The organism is Clostridium mucosae (genome assembly GCF_024622765.1).
In the GTDB taxonomy this organism is placed as follows: Bacteria; Bacillota; Clostridia; order Clostridiales; family Clostridiaceae; genus Clostridium.
Genome location: NZ_JANKAF010000001.1, coordinates 85,985 through 104,346, shown reverse-complemented (window position 1 = coordinate 104,346; position 18,362 = coordinate 85,985). Strand labels below are relative to the sequence as shown.

Genomic DNA, 18,362 nt, shown 5'->3' with positions numbered 1-18,362 from the left:
TTTTATGAATTAGGTGAATTTCTCACTATATACCCATTATATGGAATTCTAACTCCTACACCTGTTACATCGAATTTATATTCTGTATCTTGCAATGGTGCTTTTCCTTCAGCTAAGTTTAATCCTATTCTATAAAGTGCTTTAGCCATTCCTTCAGCATCTTGTATAACTGTGCCTGTCATAAATCCATTTTCTATCATTCTTCTTGCTTTTTCTGTTCCATCTACACCTACTACTGATATAAACTTATTTGGATCCCCTGTATTATATCCTTTTTCTTGAAGTGCTAAAATAGCTCCTATTGCCATTTCATCATTATTTGAAATTATCACTTCAATATTATCTCCATACCTTGAAAATAGTGATTCAATTTTATTTTTAGCACATCCTTGTTGCCAATTACAATATTCAGTTGCTATTTCATTAGTCTTAATTCCGTTTTCATTTATTGTCTTTATAACACATTCGCTTCTTAATTGTGCTTCAATATTATCTTTTTCTCCTTGTAATAATACATAGTCTAATGTTCCATTTCCATTTCTATCTTTTATATTGCTACTTTTCAGTTCATTGATTATCATTTCTCCTTGAATTTTACCTGAATCACAAGCTTCTGTTCCTATATATAAAGATTTACTATAAGACTTAATTCCATTTAGTGATGAAGGTTCTCTATTAAAAAATATTACAGGAATATTATTTTCTCTAATTTTATTTATTATAGGATCTGATTGATTTATATCTACAATATTTAATAGTATTAAATCTACTTTCATATCTATGAGCTCGTCTATTTGCTTATTTTGTAATTCTTGATTTCCATTAGCATCAAAAAATATAAAATCTATTTTTTCTTTATTTTCATTTTCTATTTTAAATAAATAATTCTTCACTTCAGAAATGTAATAATCATCTGCTTTATATAATAGTACCCCTGCTCTAACAGGATTTATATTAATTGTATTAGCACTTGCATTGAAACTTAATATATTCATTATCATAATTGTTATAATACTAAATAAACTTATTTTTTTCATAGTATCCTCCATATCACCTTTATTTATTAATAAAATTAGCTTTATATAAATCTATTTCTTCTACTATAACCTCCTGTAATTCTAAAAATTAAAATTTATATATTCCTTTTATTTTCAACTTAAATTACTAAAGTTAGTATTAATCATAAACATATTTTTAATACTCTATAAGGTAGCATAAAGATTTAACATTTTAATAAAAATATCTAAATAATTTATCGCATATAAATATAATTATTATTTCATCCACTTGTATAAAAAGACCACATAATAAATACCTTTAATTTTACTATTTTCATAAATTAATATACTAAAACTTTAGTTTATTAATAAATCATTAATTAAATTAAAAATCTTTCATCTAAAAAATATTTATTAAATGGTTTTTATAAATCAAGCACTCATATCCCATATAACTTAATTTATAGTAAATATTACAACTTGAATTATTCGTAATATATTGCTAATATAAAAATAGTCTTAAGTAACTTCCAAGTGGAGTGAAAATAGATATAACACAAACTTATTGTGGAGGGTGATTATGGCAAATCACTCTTTTTTAATTTAAATTATTATTCTTCTTATTATAAAATGTGTTATCATATCAAATGTGATCTTCCTTTTTTATTATCTTTAATTTATATCAAGTAAAATTTTATATTTCACTAAAGATATAAAAAAATAAAAGGCCTATATAAGACCTTCTATTTGTAATTTTTTATTTTTATTTATTGCTTAAATACTCTTCTAATCTTCTTATATTGCTCTTTTTACCTATAACAACAATTAAGTCATTTTCTTTTAAAATATAATTAGGATCTACTTCTATTATAGTTTCTTCATCTCTTTCTAGAGCTATAATATTTAAATTAAAATCATTTCTTATTTTAGATTTTAATATTGATTTTCCACCTATTTTGGATGTAACTCTTAATTCTTCTATATGAATATCATTATTTAGCTCAATAAATTCTAGTGCCTCTTCATTTAATAACCTATTTGCAATTCTAATTGCCATATCATTTTCAGGATATACAATTTCGGCACCAATTTTCTTTAGCACACATCCTTGCTCATATGTTATTGCTTTTGAAATAACTCTCTTTACTCCCATGTTTATTACATTTAATGTTGTTAAAATACTTACGTCTATCTTTTCACCTATACATACAAATACAGTCTCACAATTTTGAATACCTGTTTCTTCTAATGTTTCCTTATCTAAATTATTAACAACAAAAGCATTTTCTGTAAGAGATCTAATTTGCTTTATTTTACTTTCGTTATTATCTAGAACTATAACTTCCTTTCCTGCCTCTATTAAAGTTTTTGCTAAGGCGAAACCAAATCTACCTATTCCAATTATTCCAAACTCAATTTCTGGTCTATGATTAAACATTTTTCCTCTCTCCTATCCTATTATAACTGTTTCTTCTGAATAATAAGCATTTGATACTTCTTTAAAAGACCAAATTGTAGCTATAGTCATTGGTCCAAGTCTTCCAATAAACATTATTATCGATATTATTATCTTACTTAAATCAGTAAGATTTGGTGTTATTCCTGTTGATAATCCTACTGTACCAAAAGCACTAGTTACTTCAAACAATAATTGCATAAACGTATAATTAGGCTCTAATATACTTAATATAAATGTTCCCATACAAACAACAAATAATGCCAATATAGTTATATTAAAAGCTTTAAAAACTACACTAGTAGGGATCTTTCTTTTAAATGCAATACAATGTTTATTAGTAGATGTACTATACATGCTTTTATATAAAGTAAATATAGTCGTAGTTTTTATCCCCCCACCAGTAGATCCTGGAGATGCACCAATAAACATTAAAATAACTAACACAAATAATCCAGCATTTGTAAAGCTACTTAATGAGTAAGTACTAAATCCTGCTGTTCTTGCAGAAGTACTAAAAAAGAATGCTCCAAGCCACGAGATATCCTCAGTAAGTTTTAATAATATCGTTCCAACTACTAGTAATATAGCTGTCATAGTAATTACTACTTTTGTATGTAAGCTAAACTTTTTAAAAGATCTTTTCATTAAAATTTCTTTAGTTACCAAAAATCCTAAGCCTCCAAAAATAATTAATCCACATGTAGTTAAATTTAATAAGACATTATTTTGATAAGGTATCAAATTTTGAAGTCCTCCCAGTATATCAAACCCTGAGTTGTTAAAAGCTGCAATGGAATGGAACATACTTATCCCTAGTGCATCTAATGGATTATAATCCCTTGAGAAAACTAAATAACTTAATATAACCCCTATAGTTTCAAAGGTTAACGTCATTAATAGGATTGATTTAACTAATCTTACTAGTCCCTTCATTGAATCTAAATTCATTGATTCCTTAATAAGTGTTCTTTCCTTAATACCTACCCTTTTTCCCATAAGTAAAATAAATCCTACACCTACAGATGTAACTCCCAATCCACCTATTTGTATCAATAAAGCTACTACAGTTCGTCCAAAAACAGTAAATGTATCAGCGGTATCTATAGCTATCAATCCTGTCACACAAACTGCACTTGTAGAAGTAAACAAAGCATCTACAAAAGAAACTTCAACGCCATCATTTATGGATATTGGTAGCATTAATAAAATTGCGCCTATAACAATAACTAATAAAAATCCTAAAACTATAATTCTTCCTGGCTTTACTTTCTTCATTAATTTCATATAAAGCTCACTCCTTTGTGATGTCTTTTTATTATTATTTCCTTATTTTAATATTCTAGAATAGAAATAACTTACTGATTAATCTTTAATTCTTATTTATTAAACAAATAATAGTAGCTATTTACTTATAAAATTTGCCAAGATTTTTATGATTAATTATATATACACTGTTATATACTGTCAATTTTGTTATTCTTACTGATATTGTTATAAAAATTCCATTACACTAAAATAACGCTCTCTAATTTACTTATCTTCTAAAAATGTTGCAAATTCTTCCTTAATTAAATAAATAAGTATTTTAATAAAAAAACTCCGTATCAATTTAAAATTGATACGGAGTTTTTATTAAATTTATTCATCCCATCCTTCAGGGAATTCTGCATTGTGGTACACTTCTTGAACATCATCATCATCTTCAAGTAAGTCTAACATTTTTTGGAACTTCTTAGCATCATCTTCATTGATTTCAGTATATGTATCTGGAACCATCTTAACTGCCGCTTCTAAGAATTCTAATCCATTTGATTCTAAAGCTTCTCTAACAGTACCAAAATCTTCTGGTGAAGTTGTTATTATAAAAACTTCATCTTCTGCTGCAAAATCTTCTGCACCAGCATCTAAAGCAAGCATCATAACTTCATCTTCATCTTTATCTTCTCTTTCAATAACAATTTCACCCTTTTCTTGGAACATGAAACCTACACATCCTGTTGCTCCCATGTTTCCACCACCTTTAGTGAAAGCACTTCTTACATTTCCTGCTGATCTATTTTTGTTATCTGTTAAAGTTTCAACTATTACAGCAACTCCTGATGGACCATATCCTTCATAAACTATTTTTTCATAATTAACTCCAGCAAGTTCTCCTGAAGCTTTCTTTATTGATCTTGTTATAGTATCATTAGGCATATTTGCAGCCTTTGCTTTTGCTATTACATCTCTTAATTTTGGATTAGTGTCGGGTACAGGACCACCATTTTTAACTGCAATAACAATTTCTTTACCTAACTTTGTAAAGATTTTCCCTCTTTTAGCATCTGCTTTTCCTTTTTTGTTTTGTATATTATGCCATTTTGAATGTCCTGACATTTTTATTCCTCCCAACATTAATCGAAAATTTTATAAATATAGTGGAATTATAACACAATTATATTATTATGACAAATTTTCTTATATATTCTTAATTAGTAATAACTTCACTAATATTATGTCTATATTAACTTAGTATTCTTTAATAATACTCTTCACAATTAAACTAATAGTAAATACACCTATAAGTATATTATCAAGTTTGAAAGCATCAATTATTTAGTTTTAAATCAATTTGTATAGCCTATTTTCTTCTTTAAAGTATATTCCTTCATCTTCTTTGTTCACTATTATTTTGCCATTTGATATTTCAATTATTTCTTTTTCTATATCATTAGCTTTTTCTACTTCTGCTAATATATGAACAACTACTTTATCTGTATACTCAGTATCTTCTATATACCAATTATTTTCATTGCATTTATATTGAATTTTCCCTAACATATCGTAATCCATATGAAATAATAATCTTACTCCATTTACTTTTTCAACTACTCCACCAGCTTTTAAAGCTATAGATGCGCCCTTTGTATATGCTCTAGTAAGCCCTCCTGCACCTAATAATATTCCACCATAATATCTTGTTACTACTATTGCACAGTCTGTTACATTGCTTTTTTTCATTACTTCAAGTATTGGTATTCCTGCTGTTCCTTGTGGCTCACCATCATCGCTATACCTTTGAATCCCCATATTTTCTCCAATAACATATGCAAAACAATTATGAGTGGCTTGTTTATGTTTATTTTTAATTTCTGATACAAATGCCTTTGCTTCTTCTTCACTTTCACATCTTTTCGCATAACCAATAAATTCAGATTTTTTCTCTACAAAACTATCTTCTCCAAAATCTCTTATAGTAATGTAACTCATTAAAGTTCCTCCTTAATTAAACCTATACCTTTTATTATCTTATCTTTACTTACTTGTGAGAAACCAATTCTAAAAAAGTAATCTCCATTTTTGGAATCTCTATAAAATATTACTCCTGGAGTAATAAATACATTTCTTCTTTTTAACTTATAGAATAGCTCCTTAGATGTTATACTTTTATCTTTTAATTTTATATAAAAATAGAGTCCTCCTTTAGGATCTATATATGTTACTTTATCTAAAAGCTCATCTTCAATTAAACTTTTTATTAATTTATATTTTTTCTTATATTCCCTACATTGGTAAGCAATATGCTCTTTCCTGAATCCTTCACTTATATAAAGTTCCAAAGCTCTTTGCATAAGACTTGAAGTAGTAATATCAGTATTTATTTTAGAACTTTGTATAATTTCATTAAATGAAGCTGGTGTTACCATATACCCAAGTCTTATTCCTGGTAAAAATATCTTTGAAAAACTTTTTATATAAATAACTCTTTCATACTTATCAAGTTTTTTCAATGGTTCGTGAATTATATTATTATCATATATAAGTTCAGATAAATAGTCATCTTCTATAATATAGAAATCATATTTTTTTGAAAGCTCTAATAACTTTAGTTTTTTTTCACGGCTATAACTTATACCAGTAGGATTTTGAAAATAACTCATAGTGTAAAAACAACTGATTTTATTCTTCTTTAAAATTTCTTCAAATTCATCTAAATCTACGCCATCTTCTTTAATTTCTATTTCAAATATATTAGCTCTTCTCCATTTGAATACCGATAATGCTCCCCCATAAGTTGGCTTTTCTACTATAACATTATCATTTATATTTACGATAGCCTTTGATGCTATATCAATCCCCTGCTGTGCTCCTGAAACTATTAATATATTATCTAAATCTAATTTATTGTTCCAAAAAGATTTATTTATGGTTTCTCTTAGTTTTTCATATCCAAGAGGTTCTTTTATTATTAAAGCATTTGCTCCATCCCTATCTAGAACCTTATTTATTACAGATTTAAATTCATTTATTGGAAAATAAACCTCTGTATTGGTTTCTCCCGTAAAATCTATAATCTTTTCCAGTTCCTCGGGTAACATATTTTTAAATATCCTAGAATACTCTCTATTAAATAATGATGTTAGTTCCTTTCTTTTAGCATATGTTCCAGAACCAACTTTTTGAAAAGCATATCCATCTGATTTTAATTTTTTATATGCATTTACTATAGTAACATTATTTACTTCTAAAATATCTGCTAATTCCCTTATAGTAGGTAATTTTTCTCCATCGCTTATATCCTTATTATCTATTAACTTTTTTATATGATTTGCTATTTGTACATATTTAGGAATTTCATCTTTAAAAGATATCTTAAAAAATTCTTTCATATTTCCCCCAGAGCAACTTATTTTTTATAACTATATATATTTTCAACCGCAAGTAAACTTCCCTTAGAATCTCTAAACGCTCTTTCATTTCTTATCAAAATATTATTCTTATATAACAATTTTAATATCTCTTCAAATTTAATATTGAAATTTTTGAAATACAAACTCTCTTTAATTTCAAAGGCACTTAGTGGTTTCTCTTCTTCTTTTATATGCTCTAATAAATCTTTTGCACATATTTCAATATTATATTCTAAGTAATCTTCAATATAATTTAAAACATTTTTAATATTTTCATCATTAATATCAGAATAGAAAAGTTCTCTAACCATTACATTAAGCTCATCATTCAAGTTACATGCCATAGTTAATGAATCTTTACTTACAGTGTAACCATTAATACTTAAATAAAGATTAGAAAAACTACTTAACGCTCTAATTAAAAGTTCAGAAGCAGTATATCTACTTCCTGTACTTAGATACTTTTTACATATTCCTATTTCTTTCAGTGTATTTCCTAAATAAACTAGATTCCATCTTCCTTTGTCTAAATCCATTATATATATAAGTCTTTGATAAAGCTCTGTTATTTCCTGATCAATTGAATATATCAGCTTAGAAGATATAAGACAATTCTTTATTACATCCCTTTTACCTGCCTCAAGAAAATTCTTCTTAAAAGCTTCCTTACCTAGAAGTTTTATATGTATGGGTATATCCATAACTTCTGAATATAAATCTCGTACATTTTCAAATTCATCTTTATATATTACAAATAAATCTATATTTGATTCTTCCCATAAGTCACCAGTAACCATACTTCCAAATACAAAAATTGCTATTACATCAGTATTTTCCATAAGAATTTCTGTAATTTCCTTATAGGCTTTTTGGTAATCTATAATTGATTTTGCCATTAATACTCCCCCTTATATTTTTACTATTGTATTACTACAATTTATTATATAAAAAAACTGCAATAAAGTCTAATCTTCACCGCAGTCATCATCTTTTTCATTATCATCATTAAATTTTTTATCATCTTCATCCAAACAGTCAAAACATGATTTATAATCACTTGGTAAATCTCCGCATCTTTCAATATCATTTTCAACAGCACGCCTATATATGGCATTTCTTTTCTTTAAAGTATCTAAAATACAATAGGCTTCTTTTACTATCTCATAAGTTAAGTCAACAGGAAATTTAATTTGTCTCTTTTTTGCATATGCATTAGATTGTAAATTTTGTGCTGCTATAGATATACCTTGTGCTGACAAAGAAAGAAAATATAATTCATCTAATAGCGGTTTAACCTTTCTATCATAAAAGTATTTTTCCTCTTCACCACCTATAATTATTGAACCTATATTAGTTTGCATACTATTTAATGCAGCAGATAAAGTTGTTACTTTAGCTACTGCATCATCCACAGGGTTAGAAGATGAATGATTTAATGCATCTGATGTGTCATTTAATCCTGATGTATTATTGTTCGAATTCGTATTGTTATCTATTATTGCTGCTTGATCATCTTCAAGGGTTACATTTTCTTCGTCATTTGATGAATCTATCGCTACTTCATATATAACATTTTGCACTCAATCATCTCCATAACTTGTTTGTTACAGTATATTCTTAAGTAAGTATGTTTATTATAAAATCACTTGATTTGTTATAAGCTTCATCATCTACTTCAACAATCATAAAGGTTCCGTTATCTCTATAATCTTCTTCTAAAACTCTTCCATTTCTATGAAGATATGAATTCATATCACTTCTATCATAAGGAATTAAATATTCACATTTTTTCATTTTATATGGTAATTTTTCTTCTATTAAATCAAGAAGATTATCTAAGTTAATTCCTTCTTTTGCTGATATTTCAATTATTTTGTATTCTGAGCATGCTTTCTTTAATTCTTCTATTTGTTCATCTGTAGCTTTATCTATTTTATTTAACACTAATATAGTTTCTTTATCTTTTGCTCCAAGTTCTTCTAAAACTTCTTCTACAGCTTTTATTTGATCAAGTGCAGAATCTGAAGAAGTATCTACAACATGACATAAAAGATCCGAATATATTACTTCTTCTAGAGTTGATTTAAATGCTTCAACTAAATCATGAGGTAATTTCCTTACAAATCCTACTGTATCTGTTATTGTAACTACTCCTTTATTTTTTAATATTATTGATCTTGTAGTTATATCCAAGGTTGCAAATAACATATCTGCTTCAAAAACTTTTTCTTTTCCTTGAATCTCTTTTTGAGCTGCAACATCACAAAGCTTATTTCTTAGAGTTGATTTACCTGCATTTGTATATCCTACTAAGGATACTTTAGGAATGCTTTCTTTTATTCTTTTTTCTCTTTGAACTTCTCTTGTTTTCTTTATTTTTTTAAGTTCATCATTTAAATCATATATAGTTTCCTTTATATGTCTTCTATCAGTTTCAAGTTTCTTTTCTCCTGGTCCTCTAGTTCCTATTCCTCCACCAGTTCTTGAAAGCACTGTTCCTAACCCTTGAAGTCTACCCATTCTATATTTTAACTGAGCTAATTCAACTTGAATTTTTGATTCTTTACTTCTTGCTCTTCTTGCAAATATTTCTAAGATTAAAGTTGTTCTATCTATTACTTTAGCTCCTATAGCAGCTTCCAAATTTCTAACTTGTGAACCTGATAGTTCATCATCAAAAATTATAAGGTTTGCATGCTTACTTTGTCTTAAACTTGCTATTTCCAAAACTTTTCCTTTTCCTATATAAAAAGCTGGATCAATTTTACTTCTACTTTGATATACTGAATCTAGTACTGGTATATCACATGCCTTTGTAAGCTCCTTAAGCTCCTCTAAACTTTCTTTAGTATCGGAGCCAACTAAAATTGCCTTTTCACCTTCATCTTCAATTATATCTTTTTCCTTAATCATGCTTTCTACATGTTGAATTCTATCTAATATATGAATTGAAAGCACTTCTTCTATTGAAAGGTTTAATTTTTCTTCATAGTCTAATAAATCATCTGTAATTGTGATCATTCCTAAAGAGCAATCTGTTACCTTACCTTCATATACTCCTATTGCCATTATTGCATCAAGCTTTAATTTTAATAATGCTGATAAATCAAGAGCAGATAAATTAGAAAAACCATTAGGATGTGTATGTATAACTCTAACTCCTGATAATCTTTTTTCTCTTATATCTATCATTGATACTTCAACTGAAGTTGAATCTCCAATAGCAACAGAGACAACCTTACCTCTTCTATCTACTGCAACACTTATTTCCCTCTCCAAAATAGAAGTTAACCTTGAGATTACCTCTATTATTTCTACACTACATACTTCATCTTTTAAAACCTTTACTTTATAAAGCCTTTCAAGCTCCTCTAAATAAGTTTTTTTAATACCATCTATATTTCCAAATATCATTAATACCACCTCGCTTATATAATATTAACATAACAACTTTCATATAATTCTATACTATTAATTAAATCTTGTAAATATAGCCAAATCAATATACTATCTATGTTTATAGAATTAAAATATCCTCAAAAAGCCTTCAAAAATAAGTTGCAAGAATTTAAAATAATATGTAATATAAAAATAATAATATAATTAATATCATAAAAATTAACTAGATATAACTATTATAAGAATTTTATAATGAAATTTTTTATAAAATATTGAGGTTTATATTAAGAACATTTTAGGAGGATTAAACTAATGGATGACAAGAAAAGAAACATACTTTTTACAGAAGAACAAATTAAGACTAGAATAGCAGAGCTTGGTAAAGTATTAACTGAAGAATACAAGGATAAAAAGCTTTATGTGCTTCCACTTCTTAGAGGTAGCTTTGTCTTTGGGGCTGATCTATTTAGAGCTATTGATTGCAGAGCTAAAGTTGGTTTTATGACTACATCTAGTTATGGTCATGGAGAAGAAAGTACTGGTGAAGTTAAAGTTGTAAATGATATTCCCGATAATATAGAAGGATGGGATGTATTAATTGTAGATGATATAATAGATACTGGCTACACTATGGAATTTGTAATAGATTATGTAAAAAAACGTGGAGCCAATTCAGTAAAAACTTGCACTCTATTAGATAAACCTTCAAGAAGAAAGGTTAATTTGAAACCAGATTATTGTTGTTTTGAAATAGAAGATTTATTCGTAGTAGGCTATGGACTTGATTATGAAAGCTTCTATAGAAATGTACCTTATGTGTTTAACTGGGAATCAAAATAAAAATATAAATTTAAATTTTTAATATATCAATTATTAATATACATATAAAGAATAATAATTTGTTTAATAACATTGCTTATTTTGACACTAAAAATAAAGGCCCCTAAAATTGGGGCTTTTATAATTTTTAAATTAAAATTAATTAACTCATATATTTATTTTTATAAGTAATTTTTTTATTCTTCTATTATATAGATTTTTTTAGCAGTGCTTTTATTATTTTCTTATGACTATTTTAGCTTATAGATTAGCTAACGTATCTTATCAGTAACAAATTCCTATTTACTCTCAAGGTTTATTTAGTTCAATTGCAGTATTAGGAATTTTTCCGACTATTATTGTTTCAGCAATTGGTATTTGGCATGCTACTTCAACATCCTTGCTATTTAATGGTACTACTATTTTCATCTTCATATCAACGTTCAAATATATTTTATGCCTAGTTTGATTTATTCCTGCACTTTCAAATACCGACTCATAACTACTAGTTATGTTTCCTATCTGAGTCATCTTTATATTCATCTTAGGTCCTAAATTATAAAAAACTAAATTTTTAGTCATATATCCTAAAGGAACCTCTAACCCCATCTCTTGTAATTTTCCAAATTTATCATTAGCTGCTAAAATCAATCTGGAAGATAGATAATTTAACTTTACCGTATCGGCTCTTAGCATAGTTATGTTTCCATCATTATCTTTTTCTGTAATTATCATATCAGAATAATCGAATTGATTTGAGTAAATATCTAATGCTGTTTCGTTTATAATCTCTGTCGCTTCTCTTTTTAACTGTTCTTCTCCTATAGTTAAAACAGCTGGTAAAATATTTTTATCAAAAAAATACAATATAGAATTAAATAAGACACAAATGGCGATAATAACCAATATAAGTTTAGGATGTTTAATTTGAAATCGCATTTTAGGTTTTTTTGTATAATACTTCATAGACACCTTCTTGAGTTATTATTTTACTCTTTATATAAATATGCTATAATATTCTATATTATTTATTTTATACTTTAAATAATTTTAAATTGCAAGGGAGGAACAAATGGCTAATAAAGATACTTCTAGAACAGAAAAAAGCCAAGCTAATGTTAAAAATAATAAAAACAATGGCAAAAATTCTAAAAAGAAAAAAAATCAACCTAAATATAAGAAAATTTTGAAAGGTACTTTTCTTGGAATATTAATAGCAGGGCTTCTTTGCTTTGTTGTCGGACTTGGTTATATATTTGCAATAATTAAAAGTACCCCACCTCTTGACGTAAATGCAGTCTTAACTTTAAATGAACCTTCAATGCTTTTTGATAGTGAAGGTCAATATATTGATAATATACCAACTGAAGAAGAAAGATATAAGATAACCTTAGATGAAATGTCTAAATACTTAAAAGATGCCTATATTTCAATTGAAGATGAACGTTTTTATAAGCATCCTGGTGTAGATATAAAAAGAACTTTAGGTTCAGCCCTAAGATCTGCAAAATACTTCTTTACAGGAAGCGGAAACGTACAAGGTGGATCTACTCTTACTCAACAATTAATAAAAAATACCTTATTAACAAACGATGTTAAAATTGAAAGGAAAATTAGAGAAATCTATCTTGCACTAAACCTAGAAAGTAAACTTACAAAAGATCAAATATTAGAAGCATACTTAAATACCATTCCTCTAGGTGGTAGAATTTATGGGGTTGAAGCTGCTTCAAAGTACTATTTTGAAAAAAGTGCTAAAGACTTAACTTTACCTGAAGCTGCATTTCTTGCTGGTTTAACTCAAGCACCAAGTGCTTATAGTCCTTATGACCCAGAGAATATAGCAGCCCCTACAATATATTTAGATAGAACAAAAACTGTTCTTATGAAAATGAGAGATTTAGGTTATATAACTCAAGAAGAATATGATGAAGCTTATGCTTTTACAGATGCAAATCAATTTGCTTTTTCTCAAACAGTTATTAATTACAAAATTAATTATGAATGGTTTGTATATCCTGCTTTAGATCAAGTAAGAGAGGATTTAAAAGAAGTATATAAATATACAGACGAAGAAGTAGATAGATTATTTGCTACCGGTGGTCTAAAAATTTATACTACTATGGATAGAAAAATGCAAGATTCTACTCAAGCTGTCTTGAATGATAGAAATAGTATTCAGCAACTTGATATTTATGCTAATCCAGAAGTTACTGATGAAAATGGAACTCCATCACTTCAGGCAGCCGCTGTAATTATGGATTATAGAACTGGTCAAATTAAGGCCATGGTTGGTGGTAGAGGTGAACAGCCTGCTAGATCTACAAATAGAGCCTATTATGCTTTAAGATCTATTGGATCAACTACAAAACCTTTAACTGTTTACGGACCTGCAATTGATACTAAAACTATTACTGCTGGTACTGTTCTTGACGATGCTGGTCTTCCATCATCTATTCAAAGTAAATATGGTGGATACAATCCATCAAACTGGAATAGGGTTTCAGATGGATTAATTACAGCAAGACAATCAATTGCATTATCTAAAAATGTACCAACGGTTCTTATTGAAGACAAACTTGGTATCGAAACTGGATTAGCTTACGGTGAAAAATTAGGATTAGTTTATAGTGACCAATCAAAGGTTATATCTACTTTATCTTTAGGTGAATTTACAGGCGAAATTGGTAATCCCGATGGTGGTAATCCGTATATACTAGCTTCTGCTTTTGGAACTTTTGGTAATAATGGCTTATATACTGAACCATTATTATATACTAAAGTTGTTGATGCTACTGGTAAAGTTATTTTAGAAGCTAAACTTAATCAAACTCAAGTATTTTCTCCTCAAACTGCATATATAATGAGAGATTTACTTAAAGGTCCTTTAAGCTTTGATGGTGCTTTAGCTAAGCTTTCTAATATGCCTGTAATAGGTAAAACAGGTACAACTAGCCTTGTTACAGACTTTTTATTTGCTGGATTAACTCCATATTATTCAGGAGCAGTATGGATTGGTTATGATAATAGAAATCCAATGGGAGGAGCTAGTTATAGTTCTTCAGCAGCTTCATTATGGGGTGCTATTATGGCTCCAATTCATGCAGATTTAGAGTATAAAGAATTTGATGGAAATCCAGGTGGAGTTACTAGTGTATCTATTTGTAAAGACTCAGGAAAATTAGCTACAGATTTATGTTCTAGAGACCAAAGAGGCTCAAGAGTATACACCGAATTATTTATCTCTGGAACTGAGCCTACAGGAGTTTGTGATGTTCATGTAACAGCTAAAGTTAATAGAAACAATAACAAATTAGCAACAGAGAATACTCCATCAAATTTAATTGAAGATAGAGTATTTATAAAGAAACCTAATCCTTCTCCAAGTGCAGCTGATTATAAATATGTACTTCCAACAGAAAAGGATGATACAAAACATGTTCCAAAAGATGAAGAATTTAAATTATCTGATTTAGGAATTACTATAGGAAGCAATGCTGATAATGCTATAGAATTACTAAAATCTAAGGGAGTAAATGTAAAGATTTCTAACAATAATGCAAAAACTAGGATAATTAAAAGTATATCATCAGATAAAGCTAAAAAAGGTGATACAATAACTATAGAATTAAACGACTCTGAAGAAGTTAATAATAATAATAATAATGGTGGTGAAAATGAAAATACTCAACCACCTAATCCTGATGTTGACTAATTAAACATATTACAAAGAGCTTAATATTTGGTAGTATATAAAAATAAAAGTAAGGTAAGTAATATTAGATATTACTTACCTTATTTTTATACTCTTAAATTTATCTACTTTTGATTATGCATAAGTTGTCAGAATCAAATTCATTATATTGAATTAATAAATGAAAAATAGCTTGTTTATCTCGATTTTATGAATTGCTAATACTTTTCTCTTGCATTTTTTTCATATTTAATATATTATAATTTTAGATAAAACTTGTATTAATTACGAATGAAAAGGGGGATATTTATTTTATGGAATTTTTAAATAATATTATTTTAACATTTAATGATTTTTTATGGACTTATATACTAATCGCTATGTTAATTTTAATTGGACTTTACTTTACTATTAAAACTAAATTTGTTCAATTTGGAAACCTTAAAGAAATGTTTAGACTTCTTGGTGATGGTGCTACTGCTGAGAAAAAGGACCATTCAGTTTCATCTTTCCAAGCTTTTTGTATAAGTACAGCTTCTAGAGTAGGTACTGGAAACCTTGCAGGTATAGCAACTGCAATTGCAATAGGTGGGCCTGGTTCAATATTTTGGATGTGGCTTATAGCACTTGTTGGAGCAGCATCAAGTTTTATAGAATCAACTTTAGCTCAAATATATAAGGTTAAAGATGGACACGCTTTTAGAGGTGGTCCAGCTTATTATATGGAAAAAGGACTAAAGAAAAAATGGATGGGTATTACTTTTGCCCTACTTATTACAATTGCATTTGGATTAGTCTTTAATTCAGTTCAAGCAAATACTATTACTCTTTCTCTAAATAATTCATTTGGATTTAATCGAACATTCATCGGGGCATTAATAACAATCCTTACTATTTTTATTATTTTTGGAGGAGTTAATAGAATTGCTAAAGTTTCAAGTACTTTAGTTCCAATCATGGCAATAGCATATATAGTTGTTGCACTTTTTATTGTTATTAAAAATATAAATGAAATTCCTTCAGTACTAAAGCTTATATTTGAAAATGCATTTGGTGTAAATCAAATTGTTGGTGGTGGAATTGGTGCTGCATTAATGCAGGGTATAAAAAGAGGTTTATTCTCTAATGAGGCTGGTATGGGTTCAGCTCCAAATGCAGCTGCTACAGCAACCGTATCACATCCAGTTAAACAAGGCTTTATACAAACTCTTGGAGTCTTTACTGATACAATAATAATATGCAGTTGTACTGCATTTATAATTTTATTATCAGATACTCCACTTGATGGTACTGTAAAAGGAATAGAACTTACCCAAGCAGCACTTAACTCTCAAGTTGGTTCTTGGGGTGGAATATTTATTTCGATTTGCATTTTATTATTTGCATTTAGCTCTATTGTTGGAAATTATTATTACGGCGAAGCCAATATTCAATTTATAACTAATAAAAAGATTTATTTACAAATTTATAGAATTGCAGTAGGGGCAATGGTATTCTTTGGATCTCTTGTTAGCATGGATATAGTTTGGAATTTAGCTGATGTTTTTATGGGTCTTATGGCTATAATAAATTTAGTAGCAATTGTATTACTAAGCAAAATTGCCTTTAAAGCATTAGATGATTATAAAAAACAAAAAAGAGCTGGAATAAAAGATCCTATATTTGACGCTTCATCAATTCCTGAACTTTCTGACGAAGCAATAGAATGGCAATCATATGATGAAAATGATATAGCAGTTTAATTAAAAAGAGATTTGAATATTAAATTTATTCAAATCTCTTTTTATTACATTTATTTATTTTTCTTAATTCATTGCCACAGCTTCTAAATTGAAATTTATTACTTCTCCTGAGTCAGCTCTTATACATATATTATATATTTCTTCTTTTTTATCATTATTAATTACTTTTACATTATAAATATATGATAATACCATTTCATCATCTTTTACGGATACAAAAGCAATCATAGGATTATCCAAAGCACTGACTTTAAAATTAAGATTTGTAAAATGTCCTTTTGCTATTTCTCCAGCCTTAACTTCATCAATATTTATTTCTTTAATATGCTTTATATGATCTAATGGATAGTTTGAATACCCTTCTAACTTTCCTTCACTTTTATCAATTATTGCACTTATTTCCTGTTTATAGTAAGGATATCCATCTTTACACTTATAAAAAATTATATTATAGCATGGACTATTTTCCTCTTGTCTTGTCCTAACTTCTTTAAATTTAAACTCATCATCAGTAATTTCATTAACATACTTTGTTGCTAAATTAATAGCCTTTTTTTCATCTATAACTTCATTTATAGGCATACTTCCCAAATTTTTATTAGAAAATCCCAACACATTATAATTTTTATCTATATCTACTCCATAATTCCCTACTATAACAGAATATTGTATTTGAGAACTCTTATTAGCTAACTTATTTAATGTTGCTTCTTCAACTATTTTACTATCATCTTTATATTTTTCTATTATATTATTATCAGACAAATTCTCTATAAATTTTTTTGCTACACTAACTTCTTTTGTTCCTTTATTTAGTATATTGTTTACTATAAATACTATAAGAACTAATAATACTACAATAACCATACTGAAAGTTATAGTTCCTTTTTTTAGCCTCATTGTATCCTCCTTAACTTCTTGTATTAATTTTAATTCTATATCTATGTTTTCTTAATACAATAATTTTAATAAAATCCTAACTGCTATGTTTATTTATATTTTACATTATATAAGTTATAATATAAAGTATTTTTTATTTAGTAAAATTTCATAACTTTTCATATTATCAACTTATTTTGAAGATTACTTGTATTTATATACCAATTATTCTATAATCCATATATAAAACTAATTTACTATAAATGGGGGATTTTAATATGAATTTGACAAAGTTAATAGAGCAAAAGAAAAAAGAAAAAGCTAAAAGAGAAAAAGCTAAAGTTACTAAAAATGTTGCTTTAGGTGCTACTATTTGTATTGCTGCTGGACTAGCTAGTGGATTATTATTTGCACCTAAATCAGGTAAAGATACTAGAAAGTCATTAAAGAAAACTGCTAAGGATTTAAGTAATACAATTAAGAATAAAACTATAGATATAACCGAAGATACTAAAAGCAACTTTGATGACGCTAAAAGTAAAATTTCAAAATATCTTGAATCTAAAAAAACTATAACTAGCGATTTTGAAAAAAAGTCCACTGAAGAAGTAACAACTGAAAATAATAATGAATTTAACGAAGATTTAAATATTTAGGTAAACAGCATACTTATTTTATTAATATTAAGTGAGGAAATATAAT

At 27.4% G+C, this 18,362-nt stretch carries 15 protein-coding genes; 4 read left to right on the top strand and 11 right to left on the bottom strand.

Annotation, left to right across the window (positions count from 1 at the left end; all coding sequences use genetic code 11):
* Positions 1-2: 2 nt before the first annotated feature.
* From NSA50_RS00510 to hflX, 9 genes are all read right to left on the bottom strand, one after another.
* Positions 3-1,037: a galactose ABC transporter substrate-binding protein gene (locus NSA50_RS00510; protein WP_257442194.1), complete on the bottom strand. Its 1,035-nt coding sequence runs from the start codon at positions 1,035-1,037 to the stop codon at positions 3-5.
* Positions 1,038-1,761: 724 nt separating this feature from the next.
* Positions 1,762-2,436 carry a potassium channel family protein gene (locus NSA50_RS00505; RefSeq protein ID WP_195264128.1) on the bottom strand — a complete coding sequence of 225 codons (675 nt, stop codon included), beginning with the start codon at positions 2,434-2,436 and terminating at the stop codon, positions 1,762-1,764.
* Positions 2,437-2,448: 12 nt separating this feature from the next.
* Positions 2,449-3,741: a TrkH family potassium uptake protein gene (locus tag NSA50_RS00500; RefSeq protein WP_257442193.1), complete on the bottom strand. Its 1,293-nt coding sequence runs from the start codon at positions 3,739-3,741 to the stop codon at positions 2,449-2,451.
* 354 nt (positions 3,742-4,095) lie between these two features.
* On the bottom strand, positions 4,096-4,833 hold the full coding sequence (locus NSA50_RS00495) for a YebC/PmpR family DNA-binding transcriptional regulator (protein WP_195264131.1): 738 nt from the start codon (positions 4,831-4,833) through the stop codon (positions 4,096-4,098).
* Between the two features lie 225 nt (positions 4,834-5,058).
* The gene (locus NSA50_RS00490) at positions 5,059-5,706 is read right to left on the bottom strand and encodes a YigZ family protein (protein WP_195264132.1); all 648 of its coding nucleotides are present in this window, start codon (positions 5,704-5,706) and stop codon (positions 5,059-5,061) included.
* Entirely contained in the window at positions 5,706-7,106 is a 1,401-nt protein-coding gene (pdxR, locus tag NSA50_RS00485; protein ID WP_257442192.1) for a MocR-like pyridoxine biosynthesis transcription factor PdxR, read from the bottom strand. Before pdxR ends, NSA50_RS00490 begins: the two co-directional genes overlap by 1 nt.
* A 17-nt stretch (positions 7,107-7,123) precedes the next feature.
* Positions 7,124-8,023: a nucleotidyltransferase domain-containing protein gene (locus NSA50_RS00480; protein WP_257442191.1), complete on the bottom strand. Its 900-nt coding sequence runs from the start codon at positions 8,021-8,023 to the stop codon at positions 7,124-7,126.
* Positions 8,024-8,092: 69 nt separating this feature from the next.
* Entirely contained in the window at positions 8,093-8,707 is a 615-nt protein-coding gene (locus NSA50_RS00475; RefSeq protein WP_257442190.1) for a hypothetical protein, read from the bottom strand.
* Between the two features lie 37 nt (positions 8,708-8,744).
* Positions 8,745-10,541, bottom strand: coding sequence for a GTPase HflX (gene hflX / locus NSA50_RS00470; protein WP_195264136.1), 1,797 nt, complete (start codon positions 10,539-10,541; stop codon positions 8,745-8,747).
* A 297-nt stretch (positions 10,542-10,838) separates the two neighbouring features.
* Between hflX and hpt the strand changes: the two genes are divergently transcribed.
* Positions 10,839-11,366, top strand: coding sequence for a hypoxanthine phosphoribosyltransferase (gene hpt, locus NSA50_RS00465; RefSeq protein ID WP_195264137.1), 528 nt, complete (start codon positions 10,839-10,841; stop codon positions 11,364-11,366).
* Between the two features lie 288 nt (positions 11,367-11,654).
* Here hpt and yunB read toward each other — a convergent pair whose 3' ends face one another.
* Entirely contained in the window at positions 11,655-12,311 is a 657-nt protein-coding gene (gene yunB, locus NSA50_RS00460; RefSeq protein ID WP_195264138.1) for a sporulation protein YunB, read from the bottom strand.
* A 106-nt stretch (positions 12,312-12,417) separates the two neighbouring features.
* On the opposite strand from yunB, the gene NSA50_RS00455 reads away from it, so the two are divergent.
* Complete coding sequence (locus NSA50_RS00455; RefSeq protein ID WP_257442188.1) at positions 12,418-15,060, top strand: transglycosylase domain-containing protein; 2,643 nt, start codon at positions 12,418-12,420, stop codon at positions 15,058-15,060.
* A 293-nt stretch (positions 15,061-15,353) separates the two neighbouring features.
* Positions 15,354-16,781 carry an alanine/glycine:cation symporter family protein gene (locus tag NSA50_RS00450; RefSeq protein WP_195428514.1) on the top strand — a complete coding sequence of 476 codons (1,428 nt, stop codon included), beginning with the start codon at positions 15,354-15,356 and terminating at the stop codon, positions 16,779-16,781.
* Positions 16,782-16,844: 63 nt separating this feature from the next.
* Here NSA50_RS00450 and NSA50_RS00445 read toward each other — a convergent pair whose 3' ends face one another.
* A complete protein-coding gene (locus NSA50_RS00445) occupies positions 16,845-17,681 on the bottom strand; it encodes a hypothetical protein (protein ID WP_257442187.1) in 837 nt (278 codons plus the stop codon).
* A gap of 257 nt (positions 17,682-17,938) precedes the next feature.
* Here NSA50_RS00445 and NSA50_RS00440 point away from each other — a divergent pair, with 257 nt between their 5' ends.
* Positions 17,939-18,316: a YtxH domain-containing protein gene (locus tag NSA50_RS00440; RefSeq protein WP_257442185.1), complete on the top strand. Its 378-nt coding sequence runs from the start codon at positions 17,939-17,941 to the stop codon at positions 18,314-18,316.
* The last annotated feature ends 46 nt before the right edge of the window (positions 18,317-18,362 follow it).

What these genes read in the sequence shown, in the direction of transcription:
- NSA50_RS00510 (WP_257442194.1), bottom strand. Translation starts at nt 1,037, where the DNA reads ATGAAAAAAATAAGTTTATTTAGTATTATAACAATTATGATAATGAAT.
- NSA50_RS00505 (WP_195264128.1), bottom strand. Translation starts at nt 2,436, where the DNA reads ATGTTTAATCATAGACCAGAAATTGAGTTTGGAATAATTGGAATAGGT.
- NSA50_RS00500 (WP_257442193.1), bottom strand. Translation starts at nt 3,741, where the DNA reads ATGAAATTAATGAAGAAAGTAAAGCCAGGAAGAATTATAGTTTTAGGA.
- NSA50_RS00495 (WP_195264131.1), bottom strand. Translation starts at nt 4,833, where the DNA reads ATGTCAGGACATTCAAAATGGCATAATATACAAAACAAAAAAGGAAAA.
- NSA50_RS00490 (WP_195264132.1), bottom strand. Translation starts at nt 5,706, where the DNA reads ATGAGTTACATTACTATAAGAGATTTTGGAGAAGATAGTTTTGTAGAG.
- pdxR (WP_257442192.1), bottom strand. Translation starts at nt 7,106, where the DNA reads ATGAAAGAATTTTTTAAGATATCTTTTAAAGATGAAATTCCTAAATAT.
- NSA50_RS00480 (WP_257442191.1), bottom strand. Translation starts at nt 8,023, where the DNA reads ATGGCAAAATCAATTATAGATTACCAAAAAGCCTATAAGGAAATTACA.
- hflX (WP_195264136.1), bottom strand. Translation starts at nt 10,541, where the DNA reads ATGATATTTGGAAATATAGATGGTATTAAAAAAACTTATTTAGAGGAG.
- hpt (WP_195264137.1), top strand. Translation starts at nt 10,839, where the DNA reads ATGGATGACAAGAAAAGAAACATACTTTTTACAGAAGAACAAATTAAG.
- yunB (WP_195264138.1), bottom strand. Translation starts at nt 12,311, where the DNA reads ATGAAGTATTATACAAAAAAACCTAAAATGCGATTTCAAATTAAACAT.
- NSA50_RS00455 (WP_257442188.1), top strand. Translation starts at nt 12,418, where the DNA reads ATGGCTAATAAAGATACTTCTAGAACAGAAAAAAGCCAAGCTAATGTT.
- NSA50_RS00450 (WP_195428514.1), top strand. Translation starts at nt 15,354, where the DNA reads ATGGAATTTTTAAATAATATTATTTTAACATTTAATGATTTTTTATGG.
- NSA50_RS00445 (WP_257442187.1), bottom strand. Translation starts at nt 17,681, where the DNA reads ATGAGGCTAAAAAAAGGAACTATAACTTTCAGTATGGTTATTGTAGTA.
- NSA50_RS00440 (WP_257442185.1), top strand. Translation starts at nt 17,939, where the DNA reads ATGAATTTGACAAAGTTAATAGAGCAAAAGAAAAAAGAAAAAGCTAAA.